Origin of the sequence: Candidatus Mesenet endosymbiont of Agriotes lineatus, from assembly GCF_964019585.1 — a bacterium.
Taxonomy (GTDB): Bacteria; Pseudomonadota; Alphaproteobacteria; order Rickettsiales; family Anaplasmataceae; genus Mesenet.
The window spans coordinates 435923-452414 of the sequence record NZ_OZ026454.1 but is presented as its reverse complement, the minus strand read 5'-3'; the positions used below and the strand labels follow the sequence as shown (position 1 = coordinate 452414).

The window sequence follows — 16492 nt, the reverse complement described above, 5'->3', positions numbered from 1 at the left end:
AAATGCGCTCAGAGGGATTTGAACCCACGACCTTTACCTCCGGAGGGTAATGCTCTATCCAACTGAGCTATAAGCGCATGTTTCTATTGTACAGAATTAGTTCTCAAATAAAATTTAAATAAACTTATTTTTATATTGGTATAGCATGTTTATATTAAATGTTTTTTAGTTACTATATTGATATTAGCATAAAGGGTATGTTAAAAAAATTTTCAGCTAATAATTTACATACTGTTCTGTAATAAGATTTATAGCAATCTCATAATAATCCGAACTACACATAAAAAGCAGGTTGTTGATAGCAAACCAATAATGAGATTAAGTCAGGGTGGAAATAAAGCCACTGATTTTTTTGGATTTATGGAATTGTCAAAAGAAATTGGTGTTACAAATTGCTCAAACCAAGTGTTCCTTCAAAGGTCGTTTCATTACTTATTTTCCAGATTTTATGGCATTTTTGGCAATAGTTCTGTATTATCAATTCATCTCCACAATTCCTTTAAATTTCATCTCTTTCTTTATATCCGTAGGTTTTTTTTAATCCTCTATGTATTGTTCGAAAATTAATATTACCCTAAAATTTAGCCATTTTCGGTAGAGTTTTACACAAATTTAATTTTGTGCTCCGAGTTTTTTGTCTTTGCTACCATGTTGAGGAAAAACAAGCACAAGAGAAGCTTGAGCAACAAAAATTGAAAGCTTTAAAGGCAAGAACAACAAAAAGCAAGTAGTAGTTCAGCAGATCCAGAACAATCTCTTACAGAGGCAACTGGTGCAATATCAAAACAAAGAAAGAATAATGAAGAAGAAAAAGATTTACGTAAGCAGGAGGAAAAAAGGTACAAGAAAAAATGTAAGGAAGATAGAGAACAAAAAAATAAAGAACAGCAGCAGGAAAGGGATAAGCAAGCCTACTCTAATTTTAAATATATACTAGACCAATATTTTAGAATGGTAACCATATCTATGGCAAGTTCTTTACTCATTGATGTTAAAAAGATACGTGATGTAGAGGATAAATTAGTGCGATCCGATGTCATGAAGCCATGATGGTTAAATTCCATCCACAATAACATCTGATTGAAATCGTAGTTCACATTTTAGAAAATTGGCAATTTTCTAGGATGCAAGCATGAACTAAAAAGGAGTAATATTAAACCTTATAATAAATCCTCTCAAGAAGAGTTAGGTATGGTTGCGAAAGAAACCTATGTTGGAACCGTCGTTACAAGGAATATGCTAAAAGGGTTGATTACGCATAGACCAAAAGATGAGAAGTTAATGAGGAATCAGGATAGTGCATGCCTGATTTGATGTTCTTAAACTTCCGGCAGATAGTAGGAACCTAAGTACAACGAGAAACGGTAATACGAAACGGAGTAACCACATGGAAGTTCTTATATTTATTTAAATATAAGTAGGTAGCTAGCCATAAGCTTTTATGTGGAAGGATTGTCTAAAAAGCTAATGCCTAAGGTAATGCTTAGGATATGCTGACGTGGACACTATAATCTGGAGGGTAAAGTTGTGAATAGTAGTGAATATGTTATGAACCAACAAAATGTCAGGTATGAATGGAATTTTGCGTAAGATGGAGAAATCTTCATTCAAGTTGCAAAAACGAATTTACCGAGCTTCTAAATGTAATGATATCAAGAAGATGCATAAACTTCAGAGATTATTACTAAAATCAACAAGTGTAAGCTGTTAGGAGCAGGATAATGGAGGAAAGAGAACCGCAGGTATTGATGGAAAGGCTAATCTCAATCAAAAAGAAAGAATGCAATTAGCAAGTTCTTTAGATATCAGAGAGAAAGCAAAACCATCAAGACGTGTTTGGGTTCCAAAATTCGAAAAAACTGAGAAACGCCCGCTTGGCATACCCATTATATCGTGTCGAGCAAAGCAATCGCTTGTTAAGATGGCTCTAGAACCGGGATGGGAAGCGAAATTTGAGCCATGGTTTTAGGCCTGGTAGATCTTGTCACGATGCCATTGAAACTATATTTAAAGCATTGAGTCGAAAGACAACATTTATTTTAGATGCTGATATATCTGGATGCTCTGACAATATTAACCATAATAAACTGCTTGAAAAGCTCAATACCACATCAACATTAACAAAAGTAATAAGAGGATGGTTAAAAGCAGGTATCATGGAGAATGGAATATTTAAACCAACTGCAGTGGTACAATCCAAGGAGGAACAATCTCTCCTTTACTCGCTTGTATTGCTCTACATGGTTTAGAAAACTATTTAAAAGAAACAATGGTAGATGAGATAAGGAGCTATAGAAAAGAAAAACTTGGCAGAACAGGTAGAGAAGAGGCAGGAAGGTCACTCAGCATAATTACTTATGGCGATGATTTTGTAGTATTCCATGAAAGTAAGCAAATTGTGCTTAAGGCAGAAATTCTAATTAGGGAATGGTTAAAAACTATTAGATTAGAATTAAAGTCATCAAAGACACGAATTTCCCATTCATTGAATCCTCTTAGGAACGAAAAATCAGGTTTTGATTTTCTTGGATTTACAATACGACAATATACAGTAAAACGGGATAAAAGAGCATACAAGTTACTAATTAAACCAAGTCATCAAACAACACAATCTGGTTATTAAACGTAAGCTTGGAGAAATGCGTGGAGCACCGCAAAGAGAAGTAATAAGAGACCTTAACCCAATTATTAGAGGGTGGAGTCGGTATTACACTTCGGCAGTATCACGCAAAATCTTTAGTTCAATGGATAATGCCATGTTTGAGAAACTTTGGAAGTGGGCAATACATAAACATCCAAATAAAGGAAAATACTAGACAAAAAGAAAATACTTTAAAAGGTATAAAAACGATAATTGGAGGTTTATGACAAGTAATGGAAAGCATCTTATCAAACACATGCTATTAAACGGCATATCAAAGTGGCTGGAACCAAATCTCCGTACGATGGAGACTGGATATGCTGGAGTAGTCGTTTAAGTAAAGTGCTAGACAAACCTATACGAGTAATAAAACTGCTGAAAATGCAAAAGTGATTATTGTCAATTATATTTTAAATCCGATGACGTCACAGAAGTGCATCATCAGGATAAAAATAGGAATAATGACAACATAAAAAACCTAACCTTATTTCATGGGCATTGTCATGATCATGTACATAGGAATATGCATGAGGAGAGGTGACTTTCCTCACTTAGATAACTATGAGGCGGATAGTATATATTAAAATGAGCATATAAAATATTATAGAAAATAAAACATGTACCTTTTACCTTATATTCCATAATTTATAAAGCTCTAAGTAAAGTACTTTACTAAACCGAAAAATCTTTTGTAATTGTCCATAGCTATTTCCAGCAGAATTATAATTCTACATATCAAATTTTCTATGCATACCGACTTAGATTATGCTTTAATCTTGATGAGCAATCACTTTATACTGTTAAAATTGCATTTTTTATCAAATATGTAATAATTAAGTATTATAGGGGAATATAAAGAAAATGATAAAATGTAACTGCAATATAGAAGCAAATAATTTAAAATCTTTAAAAGAACATTTAAAAAAAATCGGTAATAACTATTTTGATCAACATGCTGAGGATGGTTTAGAAGAGCGCATAAAATTTGAAATGTGCACAATTTACCTCTATTACAAGTACAGAAGTCAGTATCATAATGTAAGTGTTAGTATAGAAGAATACGATGGAGAAATAGCATTAATAAAAGAGTGTACAAACCGATATAAGGAAATATTAAAAGATAAAGATAAAGAAGATTTTGAACTAGGGTGCAAATCTAGTTATCAATATTATAAAGAGCAAAAATATATTAAAGAAAATCAAAATACTAACTTTGCTCCACCTACAGGAATATCATTAGTTTCAATTGCATATTTCATGTCACGGATGTTCTTATTAGATTGGATTAAAGATGCTCAATTAAACCGAAATAAAATCTATGTCCCTATAGCATTTACCTTATCAATTTTACTATTCAGTATCGCAAGTGCATTGATGCTACATACGGCAGGAATATCTACCCTACCCTTCTTAAAAGATGTAGGTTTACCTGCAGGTGCAAATATTATAACTTTTCTTCCTATACATTTTAGTATAGCTATTGTATTTGCACTTGTTGGCACAGCATTCTTAGGACTTGGTGTACATAAGTTGAACAATGCAAAAACCGTAGAAAGCACAGTTAATTTAGTTTTTAAGAAAATAGAAAATAATGTTTTAGATAATTCATGTATTGATTGTAGTTACAGTAAAATACATAGGCGTTCAGTTCCAATTTTAGCTTCAATCTCAGTAGCATTAGTCTTTGTTGCATTTATATTTGAAGTGCAAGCACTCTTGCAGAGTAATGATTTTGACCGTTTAGGTATGGGTTATTTAAATAAAACATCTTTTCCATTGCATCTTGGTACATTCTTATGCATAGCTGCAGCAATTGGATTTAGTACATTTGGTATTTATAAGTATCTCAATAAAGAAGATAAGAAAACAGTGAAAGGCAATAGAATAGAGTCTAAAGATGACTATGATAAGGTAAATGAATCTGAAAAAGAAGATTGTAAAAATAATAGTGAAAATAAAGAGGATCCTAATTTTTTAGGCCAAAATGTAGCCAAATTGCTAATACTTTGTGAGTTACCTAGAGCTTGCATAGAGAAATTTAACGTACAGGAATCTATTTCTTAAAATTTTTACTTATAATGTATTTGCAGCTTTTAGTAATTAAATTATAATTAATCTTTAATTCTAAAAAGAAAATCATGGTAGAAGCAGTAGATAAACAAATAAACAAAAATGGTATCAATTTAGAAAAACAGAAAGCACTTGACAGTGCAATAAGTCAGATCGAAAGAACCTTTGGCAAAGGCGCCATCATGAAATTAAAACAAAATCCTGTAGAGAAAATTGATACTGTATCTACTGGTTCTATTGCTCTTGATACTGCACTTGGCGTTGGTGGCCTACCAAAAGGGCGTATTGTTGAAATTTTTGGCCCAGAAAGCTCTGGGAAAACTACTTTAGCTCTACATGTAATTGCAGAAGCACAAAAAAAAGGTGGCGCTTGTGCGTTTATTGATGCAGAACATGCGCTCGATGTACTGTATACTGGCAAATTAGGTGTAAAAACTGATGACTTAGTTATTTCTCAACCAGATACAGGAGAGCAAGCATTACATATAGTTGAATATTTAGTTTGTTCTGGTGCAGTTGATGTAATAGTTGTTGACTCAGTTGCTGCCTTAACACCTAGAGCTGAAATTGAAGGAGATATGGGAGATCAGCATATGGGTCTGCAAGCTAGACTTTTAAGTCATGGTTTGCGCAAGCTAACTTCTGCTGTATCAAAGGCAAATTGTATACTTCTGTTTATAAATCAAATTCGCATGAAAATAGGTGTAGTATATGGCAATCCTGAAACAACAACAGGTGGGAATGCACTAAAATTTTATACTTCAATTAGGCTTGACATACGTAAGGTTAATTCCATTAAAGATAAGGATGTTATAATTGGCAATCAAACTAAAGTTAAAGTAGTTAAAACAAAGTAGCTCCTCCGTTTAGGCAGGCTGATTTTGATATAATGTATAATGAAGGTATATCAAAACTAGGAGAAATAATAGATATGGGAGTAAAGTTTGGTTTCATTGAAAAATCTGGTTCTTATTACTCTTATAATAATATACGCCTTGGGCAAGGAAGAGAAAATGTAAAAAATTATTTAAAGCAAAATCAAAGTACTGCAGATGATATAGAGAAAAAAATTAGGGATTATATATCAAATGATAATTCCATTGTAATTAATAGTAGCAGTCAACTTTTAGAAGAGGAAGCTGTTTTCTAGTTATAGAATTACAAGTCATATAGGGGGGAAGCATGTTGACACATCATGAGCAGCTAATTAATGCAATTAAAAATGGAGATATAGGGAAAGTAGAATCTTTATTAAATGAGGGAACAGATCCAAATACTCAGATCCAGCATGATGCATCTAGGTTCCTTGCTGCTACACATGGAAAAAAAATAGCAGAGCTAGTTTTGAGCTATGGAATAGGTAATAGCAGAGTAACAGCCTTGCACTTTGCGGCTTTATATGGCAATGAAAGGGCAGTAGAACTGCTTTTAAACCATAGTGCAAATGCCAATATCCCAGATAGTTTCTTCAACACAACAGTTTTGCATCTTGCTGTTTTATATGGAGATGAAGAAATGGTAGAGTTGCTTTTAAAATATAAAGCAAATGTTGATGCTAAAGACAAGCTAAACACAACAGCTTTGCACTTTGCTGCTACACATGAAAATGAAGAAATAGTAGAGTTGCTTTTAAAATATAAGGCAGGTGTTGATGCTAAAGACAAGCTAAACACAACAGCTTTGCACTTTGCTGCTACACATGAAAATGAAGAAATAGTAAAGTTGCTTTTAGAGCATGGTACAGATGTTAATGCTCTAGCTAATTTTAAAGCGGCAGCTTTTGATAGAACTAATTTTTATCAAACAGCTTTGCACTTTGCTACTATAAGTGGACACAAAGAAATAGTAAAGCTGCTTTTAGAGCATGGTGCAGATGTTAATGTGCTGGATCATTATAAAAGAACAGCTTTGCACTTTGCTGCTGAGCATGGGTATGTAGAGATAGTAAAATTACTACTAGAGAATTATGCAAATGTCAATATTTTAGATAAAAACAATACAACAGCTTTGCACTTTACCATTCTGTATGGGGGTAATAAACGTACAGAAATAGTGAAGTTACTTTTAAAATACGGTGCAGATATTAATGCTCAAGATCTTGACAAGAAAACAGCTCTATATCTTGCTGCTGAGTATGGACGTAGAGTAACAACAAAGTTACTTTTAAATGCTGGTGCAAAGGTGAATATTAAGAGGCGTTATGATGGACAAACAGCTTTCCACTGTGCTGCTCAACTCGGACATGAAGAAATAGTAAAATCACTTTTAGTAAATAATGCAGATGTTGATATTGTAGATAATACCAATACGACAGCTTTGCACTATGCTGCTATAAATAGAAATGAGAAAATAATGGAATTGCTTTTAAAACATGGAGCAAATGTTAATGCTAAAGATGATTTTAGAGTAACGGCTTTGAATATTGTAATGAGACGTCCAGGTGATCAAAAAATGGTAGAGTTGCTTTTAGAGCATGGTGCAGATGTTAATATTAGAGATAACCTTAATACAACGGCTTTCCACTACGCTGTGTACAATCAGACAGAAACTTTCTTTCTATTTCTATTCTGTGGTGTTGATATAAGTAGAGAAAGTCAAAACATAAAAAATCTGATAAATAATAATCTTAGAGATTATCTAGTAACATTCAACAAAATTGCAGCAATGTCATGCTTAGGTAAGTTAATAGAGATAAATAAGAGCAGAGATAAAAAAGAAAATGCAGAAGTTGTTTTGGGGTACATTATGGATGAAATCAAGCAGCAAGCACTAATTAAAGAATTCAAAGACATGAGTAAAGGCTTTAGTTCTGATGAGACATTATCTTTAGTACGTAGAGGGCTATTAATTTTTATGAAGCGTTTGTGCCAGTGCTGTTCACTAGAACATAAAAAAAACGCATTTAGAACCGGTGCTTTGGCTGAATTATTAAGACTGGTATTGTGGGAAAAAGGAAACTTCGATCTTAATAAAAAAATAGAAATACAAGACTATGGCTTTACTAAGGGTAGTAATGATGCATTGAACCTCAGTGTAGTATGTAAATCTATTAATACAGAGGCTAGACAATTTGCAGATATTCATTTTAAAAAACGTAAAAGAGAAGTCGATGAATTATTTGATAATCTAAAAGGATCATTAACTGAAATTGAAGTAGAAGAACCTCTAAGAAAATACCGACATATAGTATGATTTTACCTTGAATCAGAAGTACTTCATTAGTTCAAAGAACTTTGCTGAACAATACTAACAAATTTCAGTATTAGATTTTCCTTTCCTATATGAAGCTTGAGTTTTTAAACTTTTTATCATTTTTATCTTTTTCCTATTTTTAGAGGCGATTTATATTGCCGAAGTTATACTTGATTGTTATCTTTTAACGGGGGCAGTAGCTCAGTAGGATAGAGCACTAGATTCCTAATCTGGGGGTCGTGCGTTCGAATCGCACCTGTCCCATTTTCTCTACTGTTAATTAATTTTTATTTTTCAGTTGTTATTTAATTAAGTAATAAGAGTTTAGGTAGTGGTAATGAATATAAGATTTTTGACAAAATCTAGTTTTATAATTTTGATGTTTTTATTGATTATAAGTAATAATTGTTTTGCAAAACAAGCATCCTCAATTAATCAAATAGAAAAACCAGATGTAGCGGAAGATTTAAGAAGGTCTCGTGATTTTATACGCTCCCTTAACTATCAAATAAACAATATATCTGGTGAATCTAAGGAGCATGATTATCAAGAACTAAGAAAAATAATAAAGGAGAATATTGATATTCGAAAAATGGCAAAATTTGTTATGGGGAAACATTGGCAATTAGCGAGTGAAGAGGAAAAAGAAGTCTTTATTAAAGAATATAGTACTTACTTAGAACATTTATATGTTAGTAACTTATATAAATTTAAAGGCAATAAAGTAACTGTAATTGGTAATCAGCACTTAGAAAATAACAGTTATTTAGTCAGTACAAGACTCAGCAATAACAACGACTTTACCAATATGAGTTATAAACTTAGAAAATCTAATGATTCATTTTGCATAACTGATATTACAGTTGATGGTATTAATATTAATATAATACAACGCTTAAAATTTGAACAGAAAATAGAAGACCATGGACTTAAGAATATCATAGCTACTTTAAAACAATCTAATCTCAACAGTAATTTTTAAAATGGTACGTATGCCTCATTGGCCTAAGCCTTTAGGTTTTAGGCCTCAAGACTTTGATCTTGATCGCATATTTAAGCTATTAGATAGACTTGGAAATCCAGAAAAGAAATTACCTCCGGTAATACATGTTGCAGGTACTAACGGTAAGGGGTCAACAATAGCCTTCATTGGCCATATAATGGAAGCTGCGGGTTATAAAGTTCATACTTATACGTCACCCCATTTAATCAATTTTAATGAGAGAATAACCCTAACAGGAAAACACATAGCAGATAGAGAGTTATATAGTATATTGGAAGAGTGCAGAATTGCTGCTGAAGGTATTGCCATTACCTTTTTTGAAGGCACAACAGCTGCTGCATTTTTAGTATTTTCACGCATAAAAGCTGATATATTACTAGTTGAGGTGGGAATGGGTGGCCGCCTTGATGCAACAAATGTGATAGATAACCCTTTACTTACAATTATTACCTCCATATCGCTTGAGCATACTGAATATCTTGGATCAACAGTAGAGATTATTGCTGGTGAGAAGGCTGGTATAATAAAGCCCAATGTTACCTGCGTTATAGCTCCACAACAAGATTCCGTGATGAGAATACTAGAGTTTTATGTGTCTAAAAATAAATCTCCTTTATATAGAGGAGAATATGAATGGATATGCAAACAACATGATAGTCATTCCATATTATTTCAATCATCGGCTCAATCTTTACACTTACCTTTGCCATCTTTACAAGGAGCACACCAAATAACTAATGCTGGTAATGCAATAGCGGCATGTAGTATACTGAGCGGAAAATATAACTATAATATAGATTATGAACACATTGCTTCTGGAATAAAAAAAACGTATTGGCCTGCAAGACTTGAACATATTAAAAGTGGACAATTAATAGATATGTTGCCTACTGATTGGAAATTATTTATAGATGGTGCTCATAACCCTGCAGGAGCTCAGATTTTATCTGAATGGATAGCAAATAATTTTAAAAAAGGTGTGTATATTATACTTGGTGTAACAAAAGATAAGGATATAGAAGAGTTCTTAAAGCATATTAAAATCCATACTAGGCTACTATGTACAGTTTGCGTTAAATCAGAACCACGCAGCCAAAATGCCAAGTTTGTTGAGGAGAAAGCAGTAGCTGCAGGAATAAACGCTATAGCTTGCGATTCATTAAGTAATGCGATATCTAAGATATTAAATGAAGCTGCTTGTAGTGAGGCTGAAACCATAATAGTTTGCGGATCATTATTTCTAGCAGCTGATTTTATGCTGGAAAATTAGATTTTTTTCTTATAAACAAAAACCTAACCCAAGTAAATATATTTCTGCAGAGTCAGCCCTGCTAGATTTGGGTTTGAAATATTTTACTATTTTAAAAGCCTGCTTTAACTCACTTAGAAATGGTTTCTCGTATTCACCTGGAAATATTTTTACTACAAACTTGCCATCTTTATCTAGAAACTGCTTAGCAACTGTAAACGCTGCCTCGCAAAGATTAATAATTCTAATATGGTCAGTTCTGCTACAACCGCAGGATTCTGGTGCCATATCAGAAAGTATTAGATCAAATTTATAAGAGCCCAGCTTATTATGTAAAATATGTGCATCATTTATGATATCACACTGCACAAATTTTACGTCCTGAATATCTTCAATTTTTTGAATATCAACAGCAAAAACTAAACCTTGATTATTTTTAATAACTCTTTGTACTATAACTTGTGACCAGCCACCAGGATGTGCCCCTAAATCAATCACTTTATGACATGCTTTAAAAAGCCCAAACTTATCATCTATTTCAATGAGCTTAAAAGCAGAACGTGATCTATAGCCACTAGTACGTGCATTTTTAACATACCTATCATTAACATGACGAGATAACCACTTAGTAGATGATATTTTCCTTCCCTTTGCGGTTCTAATTTTTATTCTTATATTTAACTCTCTACTTAAATTATGTAATTTTAGATTTAGCACCTTGCATAATTATCACCTCAAACGTTGCTGGAATATAATGATCATCTTGTGCAAAATTATCTATATAAAACTTTTCAATCTCAGCAATCAGACTTTTAGATAAAAAATTTTTGTTTCTTATGTGTAGCATATTAGCTTCTCCCATGTTTCTTAAATCATGAAATAAATCAAGTACACTTTTGTATTTTATAGTTATAATATATACATCTAATACTGAACTTATAAATTTACTCTGCCTTAATAAGTTAGAAGCATCCACTGCATTTATAAATGGTATCACTCTAGATGTCACCGCACCAGATTTTGACTCAATGCTCAATATAGATTGTCGCAGTTCATTTAAAGTTTGTATGCCAAAAATAGTACCAATAAACACACCATCTTTTTTAAGAATATCGTTAATTCTTAGTAAAACACCTGGCAATTTATTAACACAATGTAGCGACATCGTGCTCACTACAATATCGAACGTTTGTTCCATAAAAGGTAAAAATTCTTCATCAAGTACAATCTTCTTACCGTATTTTATCTTATTTATCGCATTGTAAGAAATATCGCACTGTAGTAACTTTTCCTTTAAAGAAAAGTTACTACTTTGTAAAAGATCAACTAACCTATCATTCCTACAGCCTAAATGAAGTAAGCTCTCATCTTGATTTAAAAAAACGCTTAGCTTTTCAAATATTATATCAATTATCTTATTAAATAAGAAATCACATTCTATATCTAAACAAGCTGCTCTATCTCTATATTTTCTGTATAAACTACGATCAAATATCAATTTAGTGCAACGCTCAAGCTTATTAAAAATATAATACTATTTGCTGTAAAGAAAAAACTATGTAAAAATTTTCGGCTTCCTAGGATTATTAACATTTCCTCCACCAAAACGAGAATTACCAGAATTACCATTACGACTTCTATTACTTGTAAAGGAAGGCTTACCTCTACTACTATCATATTTTCTACTAGACCTATGTTCATAATCAGAAGAATTATCCCTATCTCTTGAGAAACTCTTTGGTGCTTCATAAAGCTCACTTTCAAACAATTCTCCCGTTTCTTGATCTACTCTACGCATAGACAATTTAAAACGGTCGCGTTCAACTCCAATAACTACAGCCCTGACAACTTTTCCAATGCTTAAGTGATCATGCATTGAAGATATTCTTTTATTTGCTATTTCACTAATATGTATTCTTCCCTGTTTTGAACCTAAAAATTCAGCATGTGCAATGTATTCTTCTATTTTAGTAATTTTTGCTTCATAAACCACTCCTACTTTAGGATCTGCTATAATATTAACGATCATCTCTTTAGCATCTTTTGCTAATTTAGTAGTTAGTGCAAAAATCGTTACCGCACCATCACCTTGTATATCGATAACAGCTTTACACTTTTCTTGTATATCTTTAATATTTTTACCACCTGTTCCTATAACATTACGAATTTTATTCTCATCTATAACCATAGACATCATTTTAGGGGCATTTTCTTTTAGATTATCATTTGGCTTTGATTTAACATCATCCATTTTATCCATTATATAAAATCTACCATCTTTAGCTTGTGCTAATGACTCTTTAATAATATCAAAACTTATACCAAAGATTTTCATATCCATCTGTAGTGCTGTGATACCACCCCTAGTACCTGCAACTTTAAAATCCATATCACCTAAGTAATCTTCATCACCTAATATATCAGAAAGAACCGCATAACTATTATTTTCTTCTTTTATCAGTCCCATAGCAATACCAGCAACTGCAGATTTAATTGGAACACCTGATTCCATAAGCGCAAGCGATGCACCACAAACTGTTGCCATAGATGAAGAACCATCAGATTCTGTAATTTCAGATACTAATCTAATTGTATATGGAAAATCTGCTTTACCAGGTAAAATAGCACGTATAGCACGCTCCGCAAGTTTACCATGACCAATTTCTCTTCTTCCTGGGGCACGTAACGCTGTAGATTCACCAACAGCATAAGGAGGAAAATTATAATGAAGCATAAAATGTTCACGCCTATTTCCTTCGAGATCATCAACAATCTGCTCATCTTGAGTAGTGCCAAGAGTAGCAACAACTAATGCTTGCGTATTACCTCTAGTAAAAAGAGCAGAGCCATGAGTTATTGGTAGAGTATTAGCCTCAACTCCTATCGAACGTATGTCAGTAGCAGAGCGCCCATCTATCCTTTTACCTGTAGAGATAATCATATTCCTAACTAATGTGCGTTCAAAGCTTTTGATTGCGCAAGATATAAATTGCTCATCTTGTCCTTTTTCTGTAAAAGCTTTTAATATATCACTTCTAACATTATTTAATGCCTTTACTCTACCTTTTTTTTCAACATTTTTGTAAGCAAGGATAAAACTATTTTGGTATTCTTCTTTAATTTTATCAATGAGATCATCACTATTTGCGTTATCCCCATCAACAAAACCCTCATCTTCCTCATTAGAAATAAAAGCAGTAGAATTTTTACCAACTTTGCTAGCAAAATTCTTTATAAATTTAATTACATCTTGAAATTTTTCATGACCATACTTTATAGCTTCAAGCATTTGATCTTCAGATAACTCATTCGCTTCAGACTCAACCATAAGTATAGAGTCTTCATTACCAGATAAAAACAGATCTAAATTGCTTGATGACATCTCCTTTACAGATGGATTAAGCATATAATTACAATTGTTATTTTTATCAAAACAACAGCCAACTCTTGCGCCAGCAATGCTTCCATTAAGCGGTAAACCAGAGATAGCCAAGGCAGCAGCAGCACCAACAAGCGCCGGTACTTCTGGCACATTTATCATATCGTAAGTGAGTAAGTTACATATTACACTTACTTCATTATAAAAACCCTCTGGAAACAGCGGTCTTATACTCCTGTCTATTAATCGAGAAATTAAAGTTTCTCTTTCTGATGGTTTACCTTCTCTTTTAAAAAAACCACCGGGAATTTTGCCCGCAGCATAACTTTTTGCAACAAACTGCACAGTTAAAGGTAAAAAATCAACATCTTCCTTTACCTGTCCAACTACAACAGTTACTAATACCGTTGTATCACCATAACTTACAACTACTGAACCGTTTGCTTGACGTGCTATTTTGCCGGTTTCTAAAGACAAAACACATCCATTCCACTCTATCGATTCTTTGATCATTTTAAACATACTATATCCTTCTAATAAAAATTATTTCCTAATACCTAACCTTTTTATTAATTTTTTATACTCCTCATCACCATGTTTATGTTTTACATAGTTTAAATGTCTACGTCTTCTACCTATTAGGATTAACAACCCACGTTTAGAATGATAGTCTTTCTTATGTATTTTAAAATGATCTGTTAAATTACTAATTCTCTCACTTAAAATTGCACACTGAATAAAAGATGAACCTGTATCATTTTTTGCAATACAATATTCATTAATTAATTCATTTTTTTTCTCAGAAGTTATCGACATAAACACCTTAAAGGTTATTTTATAAATTATTAAAGATTAATTATGTTAATATCATACTTCTCAAAGGTATACAAGTTATTTATCTATTACTATTTTAAATAAAAACACTCAGAATTATAATTTTTCCAACACATTTTATATCCCTTGCAACACTTACTGTTTTTCATATTCAAACAAATCTGAAGCAAACAATTAATAAAAAAAATATCAGTGCCTGGTGTAGGAATACGGTAGTAACAATGATTGAGCATTAACTTTTTATATTCTATGTCTAATTCCACTAAAGTTTCAGAATGTTCAGAGACAAATGCAATGGGTACTAAAATCACTGGTACTTTGTCATTCTTAGCACGCAATAGCTCATCTTTAGTGCTAGGCTCTAGCCATTTTACAGGGCCAATTTTACTTTGATAACATATGGTCCAATCCAAATTTTCAATATTTAAAGACTCAGCTATCAGCTCACTTGTCTTTTCTATTTGCCATGCATATGGATCTCCCTGCTTAATTATACTAATAGGCAAACTATGAGCAGAAAATAGAACCCTTGGTTTCCCAAACTTACTAGCTAATTTATAATATTTTATTATTAAATTACTATAAGACTTGATAAAGTTTTGATTATCATAATAGCAACAGGTAATTTCTGTTGTAAAATTAAACTTATAATAAGAAACTGCTCTGTACCAATTTTCAATTGCAGATAATGTTGTAGTAGTAGAATATTGTGGATATAGTGGCAATAAGATAACTTTATCTGGATTAAACTTATCAACGTTTTGTATAACTCCATCAGCAAATGGAGGTGAATAACGCATGCAAACAAAAGTTTTATAAATATCACTATTACTTTTATTTAGCTTATCTTCCAATGTCTTTGCTTGCATTTCTGTTGCTTTAAGAATTGGTGATTTTCCACCTATTTGCTTATATATTTCTATTGCTGCACTCAGCCGTTTCTTGGAGATTAGCTTTGCTAAGAGAAACCGCAAAGGATTTGGTAAATTGATTATTCTTCTATCATAAAAAAGATTAAATAAGAAAGGCTCTACAGTGCCTAAAGAGGATGGCCCACCTAGATTAAATAAAACTACAGCAATTTTTTTCCTATGCATTACAGCATGTAGACTTTACCTCTCCTATACATTTAGCTGCTGCATTATCCAGGCATTTAAAGGGAGAACTCATGTTTTTATAAATTTGGTAATGACTATCCACAAAAACCGTAACTGGAAAAAAAGTTATATCAATAGCATTTCTGATAAACCCATAAAATAAATACCCAGAGCGCTTTAGACCGTTTTTAGTTGCAGCAAACTTATCTTTATCGCTGCAGCAAGTGAGTAGATCGAAAGGAAAATTAAATATTGCTTCACCGAACTCTACAATGGAAAGAGATAGCATAGTGGTAGCTTGTATTAACTTAAGTGGTAATGCAATTAAGTTTAACAAAACTAGTAAAATAAAATCCCCTCTTGAAGGTGAATTTTGTTTATCTTTATAATTACTTTGGTTGAGAGAATTGAACATCAAAATTCCGTTTTTATAGATTGGGTAATAGATATCATCTTGCTTAAAACTATTTTTGATTTCTTCTAAATTGTAATCTTTATAAAAACACTTAGTTAACTTCTCGCGTAGCTCAAAAGCTCTAACTGTCAAACAAATAACTATCATTAAGACAATGCAAGTCAAGATGCAGTATAAGTACATATGATCTTTTAAAACGCTATCTATACCTGGAATTCTTGGTATTCCAAAGCATACAAGCGGCATAACAATAGCAACCTCAAAAAACGGAATGGTATTTCTTACCATTGAAAAAGCAGCATTTTTTTTTAGGTAGCAATATTTTTCTGTCAATGCTCCATTGCTATTTTGTTGTTTAAGCAATAAATAACGTAGGGAGTAATTAATATAGCTTATAAACGCCAATTGAAATGTAAAATGACCCTTAACTGCACAAAATACAGATGATTTAATGTGATTAAAGTATGCGAAATTTTTTCTTTTTTTATCACCTAACTCTTTATCAGAGTCAGCTTGACCTTTTTTATTACAGCAATCTCCCATCTGTATCTCTATCATTTATTTTCAAAACTAACTATATTGTATGCTAGCTTTAAGTACAATGAAAAAAAT

15 protein-coding genes, 2 tRNA genes and 1 pseudogene are annotated in these 16492 nt (G+C 32.3%); 11 read left to right on the top strand and 7 right to left on the bottom strand.

Annotation, left to right across the window (positions count from 1 at the left end; translation table 11 throughout):
- Nucleotides 1-3: 3 nt before the first annotated feature.
- Nucleotides 4-77 (bottom strand) — tRNA-Arg (locus AACL19_RS02160).
- 1484 nt (nt 78-1561) lie between these two features.
- Between AACL19_RS02160 and AACL19_RS07030 the strand changes: the two genes are divergently transcribed.
- From AACL19_RS07030 to AACL19_RS02115, 11 genes and pseudogenes are all read left to right on the top strand, one after another.
- Nucleotides 1562-1711 (top strand): reverse transcriptase N-terminal domain-containing protein, encoded by a 150-nt coding sequence (locus AACL19_RS07030; RefSeq protein WP_410519867.1) that lies wholly within the window; start codon nt 1562-1564, stop codon nt 1709-1711.
- A 69-nt stretch (nt 1712-1780) separates the two neighbouring features.
- Nucleotides 1781-1969 (top strand): hypothetical protein, encoded by a 189-nt coding sequence (locus AACL19_RS02155; RefSeq protein ID WP_339046333.1) that lies wholly within the window; start codon nt 1781-1783, stop codon nt 1967-1969.
- Entirely contained in the window at nt 1953-2249 is a 297-nt protein-coding gene (locus AACL19_RS02150) for a reverse transcriptase domain-containing protein (protein WP_339046331.1), read from the top strand. Before AACL19_RS02155 ends, AACL19_RS02150 begins: the two co-directional genes overlap by 17 nt.
- Nucleotides 2195-2623, top strand: a complete 429-nt coding sequence (locus AACL19_RS02145; protein ID WP_339046639.1) for a reverse transcriptase domain-containing protein — start codon at nt 2195-2197, stop codon at nt 2621-2623. The genes AACL19_RS02150 and AACL19_RS02145 overlap by 55 nt, the downstream gene beginning before the upstream one ends.
- A gap of 16 nt (nt 2624-2639) precedes the next feature.
- Nucleotides 2640-2816 (top strand): group II intron maturase-specific domain-containing protein, encoded by a 177-nt coding sequence (locus AACL19_RS07025; RefSeq protein ID WP_410519866.1) that lies wholly within the window; start codon nt 2640-2642, stop codon nt 2814-2816.
- A 686-nt stretch (nt 2817-3502) separates the two neighbouring features.
- Nucleotides 3503-4705: a hypothetical protein gene (locus AACL19_RS02140; RefSeq protein ID WP_339046329.1), complete on the top strand. Its 1203-nt coding sequence runs from the start codon at nt 3503-3505 to the stop codon at nt 4703-4705.
- A gap of 74 nt (nt 4706-4779) precedes the next feature.
- A pseudogene (gene recA, locus AACL19_RS02135) lies at nt 4780-5861 on the top strand (recombinase RecA).
- Between the two features lie 32 nt (nt 5862-5893).
- Nucleotides 5894-7903: an ankyrin repeat domain-containing protein gene (locus tag AACL19_RS02130; protein ID WP_339046327.1), complete on the top strand. Its 2010-nt coding sequence runs from the start codon at nt 5894-5896 to the stop codon at nt 7901-7903.
- 190 nt (nt 7904-8093) lie between these two features.
- Nucleotides 8094-8167, top strand: a tRNA-Arg gene (locus tag AACL19_RS02125).
- Nucleotides 8168-8240: 73 nt separating this feature from the next.
- The gene (locus AACL19_RS02120) at nt 8241-8885 is read left to right on the top strand and encodes an ABC transporter substrate-binding protein (protein WP_339046325.1); all 645 of its coding nucleotides are present in this window, start codon (nt 8241-8243) and stop codon (nt 8883-8885) included.
- 1 nt (nt 8886) lies between these two features.
- Complete coding sequence (locus tag AACL19_RS02115; RefSeq protein ID WP_339046323.1) at nt 8887-10176, top strand: folylpolyglutamate synthase/dihydrofolate synthase family protein; 1290 nt, start codon at nt 8887-8889, stop codon at nt 10174-10176.
- Nucleotides 10177-10185: 9 nt separating this feature from the next.
- On the opposite strand, the gene AACL19_RS02110 is transcribed toward AACL19_RS02115, so the two are convergent.
- The 6 genes from AACL19_RS02110 to AACL19_RS02085 all read right to left on the bottom strand — a co-directional run bounded on the left by AACL19_RS02110 (nt 10186) and on the right by AACL19_RS02085 (nt 16438).
- Nucleotides 10186-10794 carry an RlmE family RNA methyltransferase gene (locus AACL19_RS02110; protein ID WP_339046637.1) on the bottom strand — a complete coding sequence of 203 codons (609 nt, stop codon included), beginning with the start codon at nt 10792-10794 and terminating at the stop codon, nt 10186-10188.
- 55 nt (nt 10795-10849) lie between these two features.
- Nucleotides 10850-11653, bottom strand: coding sequence for a class I SAM-dependent methyltransferase (locus AACL19_RS02105; protein WP_339046321.1), 804 nt, complete (start codon nt 11651-11653; stop codon nt 10850-10852).
- A 57-nt stretch (nt 11654-11710) separates the two neighbouring features.
- Nucleotides 11711-14056: a polyribonucleotide nucleotidyltransferase gene (gene pnp, locus AACL19_RS02100; RefSeq protein WP_339046319.1), complete on the bottom strand. Its 2346-nt coding sequence runs from the start codon at nt 14054-14056 to the stop codon at nt 11711-11713.
- Nucleotides 14057-14077: 21 nt separating this feature from the next.
- Nucleotides 14078-14350 carry a 30S ribosomal protein S15 gene (gene rpsO / locus AACL19_RS02095; RefSeq protein ID WP_339046317.1) on the bottom strand — a complete coding sequence of 91 codons (273 nt, stop codon included), beginning with the start codon at nt 14348-14350 and terminating at the stop codon, nt 14078-14080.
- A gap of 89 nt (nt 14351-14439) precedes the next feature.
- On the bottom strand, nt 14440-15465 hold the full coding sequence (gene hemH / locus AACL19_RS02090; protein ID WP_339046315.1) for a ferrochelatase: 1026 nt from the start codon (nt 15463-15465) through the stop codon (nt 14440-14442).
- A complete protein-coding gene (locus AACL19_RS02085; protein ID WP_339046313.1) occupies nt 15458-16438 on the bottom strand; it encodes a hypothetical protein in 981 nt (326 codons plus the stop codon). The genes hemH and AACL19_RS02085 overlap by 8 nt, the downstream gene beginning before the upstream one ends.
- Nucleotides 16439-16492 lie beyond the last annotated feature (54 nt).